Origin of the sequence: Methyloceanibacter marginalis, assembly GCF_001723295.1 — a bacterium.
Taxonomy (GTDB): domain Bacteria; phylum Pseudomonadota; class Alphaproteobacteria; order Rhizobiales; family Methyloligellaceae; genus Methyloceanibacter; species Methyloceanibacter marginalis.
Genome location: NZ_LPWD01000365.1, coordinates 1 through 2,412 on the forward strand (window position 1 = coordinate 1; position 2,412 = coordinate 2,412).

The window sequence follows — 2,412 nt, forward strand, 5'->3', positions numbered from 1 at the left end:
GCCGTAGTCGGTGATGTTCTTGACCACGCCGTCGATCACCTGGCCCTCTTCGAGGCGGGCGACGATCTCACTGCGCTTCTCGGCCCGGGTCTCCTCGAGCACCGAGCGGCGCGAGACGACGATATTGCCGCGCCGGCGATCCATCTTGAGAATCTGGAAGGGCTGCGGCGTATTCATAAGCGGACCCACGTCGCGGATCGGCCGGATGTCGACCTGGCTGCCGGGAAGAAACGCCACCGCGCCATCGAGATCGACCGTGAAGCCGCCCTTCACGCGGTTGAAGATCACGCCCTCGACCTTCTCGTTGGCTTTGTATTTCTCTTCGAGCCGGACCCAACTCTCTTCGCGGCGCGCTTTTTCACGCGACAGCACGGCTTCGCCGGCGGAGTTCTCGACGCGCTCGAGATAGACGTCGACCTCATCGCCGACGGAAAGTTCGGAGGGGCGGCCCGGGAGGCTGAATTCTTTCAGGGGAATGCGGCCTTCGGTCTTCAGGCCGACGTCTATAACCGCCACATCCTTTTCGATGCTGGCGACTGTGCCCTTGACCACACTGCCTTCCTGAAGCGCTGCGCCGGCGAGAGATTCCTCAAGGAGGGCTGCGAACTCGTCGCGGCTCGGTTGGCTAATGCTGGTCTGCGGTTCGGTCATCTAACTCCTACTCGACGTTCAACTTGGTCTTCTGCCTTGCGCTGAACCCGAGGCTTGATGTTGATCCAATGCGGCGAAAGCTGGCGAAACCCCGATAGGCGGCCATTCCTGGCAGCCCGGTCCGCTCGCTTGCCCGCGGAAGTCATTTTAAAAGGTGATGTGCCAATGCCAAATGGGCACGGCCTCAACCGGCCCGCCCCGCATCGCCCATCGCAGCCTCGATCAAATCGAGAGCTGTCCTGAACGCGGCGTCTATATCCAAATTCGTGGTGTCGAGCAAGACCGCGTCTTCGGCCCGGCGCAAAGGAGAGGCGCCCCTTGTCCGGTCCCGCTCGTCCCTGGCCTGGATGTCGGCCAGGACCTCCGTCTCGGTGATTGCAATTCCGCCTTGGGTGAGCTCCAAAAAGCGGCGCCGGGCGCGGACTTCGGGGCTTGCGGTGACGAACAGCTTCACGTCCGCATTGGGCCAAATGACGGTGCCGATGTCCCGGCCGTCGATCACGGCACCGGGGCCCGCCTGAGCAAAAGTCCGCTGGTAGTCCAGAAGCACGGCCCGTACCTCGGGATGGCGAGCCACCTGGGAGGCGGCTTCGCCGACCGCCGCCGTGCGCAACGCGGGGTCGGCCAGGGTCGCCACATCCAGCCGGGACGCGGCCCGAGCGGCCGCCGCGGCGTCCGTAAGATCGCCGCCCTGAGCCAGGGTATCCCGGGCCACGGCGCGATAAAGTGCCCCCGTATCCAGATGTCGCAAGCCGTAATGGATCGCGATGTGCTTTGCGACCGTGCCCTTGCGGAGCGCCGGGCGTCGATGGCGATGATCATGCGAACTTCGCTCCAAGCCCGCTCATCAGGGATACGAAGCCGGGGAAGCTCGTGGCGATCATGCGACGTCGTCGACCGTGACCGGCTCTTGCGCGCCGAGCCCCAGCGTGAGGAAGGCCATGGCGAGACGATGGTCCATATGCGTCTCGACCCGCCCGCCACCTTTGACGTTCCCCGCGCCACGAACAATTAGATCGTCTGTTTCGATGCGAACCTCACGCCGCAGGCGTCAGTCCGGCGGCGGTAGCGGCCAAGCGGTCGCTCTCCTTGACCTTCAGCTCGGCGAGACCTGCCATATGCGTCTCTCCTTCGGCAAACGCAGCGACCACGGCGAGCACGGGGTATTCGTCGATCATGGACGGCGCCCGCTCCCGCGGGACGCGCACACCCTTCAGGGCGCTCGCCTTCACGCGAAGATCGCCAGCCAACTCGCCGCCGGTCTCGCGCAGGTCGAGCACTTCGAGATCGGCGCCCATCTCGCGCAAGGTCTCGAGGAAACCGGTGCGGGTAGGGTTCATCAGCACGTTCTCGATCAAACCTCGGAGCCCGGACAGATAAGGGCGGCGGCCACCAGAAAAGCGGCTGAGCTCGGATCGCCCGGCACGGCCAGGTCCGCGCCAGTGAGTTCCGCGTCGCCGCACACGGTGACCGCACGCGCTCCATCGGCCCGGTCCTCGATCTTCAACTCGGCGCCGAAAAACTCGAGCATCCGCTCGGTATGGTCGCGCGTCGGCAGCGGTTCGACCACCGTGGTCCGCCCTGGCGCATGCAGGCCGGCGAGAAGGATCGACGACTTCACCTGCGCCGACGGAACGGCAAGATCGTAGACAATCGGAACCAAGTCTTGGGTGCCCTGCACGGTGAGCGGCAGCGTATTCCGCTCGCCCTCCACTTGCAGGCCCATGGTGGCAAGAGGCTCGAGCACGCGGCCATGGGCCG

Annotated in this window: 2 protein-coding genes and 1 pseudogene; all 3 read right to left on the minus strand. The window is 65.1% G+C overall.

Features of this window, described 5'->3' with window-relative positions; all coding sequences use genetic code 11:
• Positions 1-651 (minus strand): S1 RNA-binding domain-containing protein (locus tag AUC71_RS12825; RefSeq protein ID WP_141701682.1); only part of this gene is annotated, 651 nt, incomplete at its 3' end.
• 184 nt (positions 652-835) lie between these two features.
• Complete coding sequence (gene cmk / locus AUC71_RS12830; RefSeq protein WP_083238351.1) at positions 836-1,489, minus strand: (d)CMP kinase; 654 nt, start codon at positions 1,487-1,489, stop codon at positions 836-838.
• Positions 1,470-2,412: pseudogene (locus tag AUC71_RS18010) on the minus strand (3-phosphoshikimate 1-carboxyvinyltransferase); the annotation flags it as partial. The pseudogene AUC71_RS18010 and the gene cmk, both read right to left, overlap by 20 nt.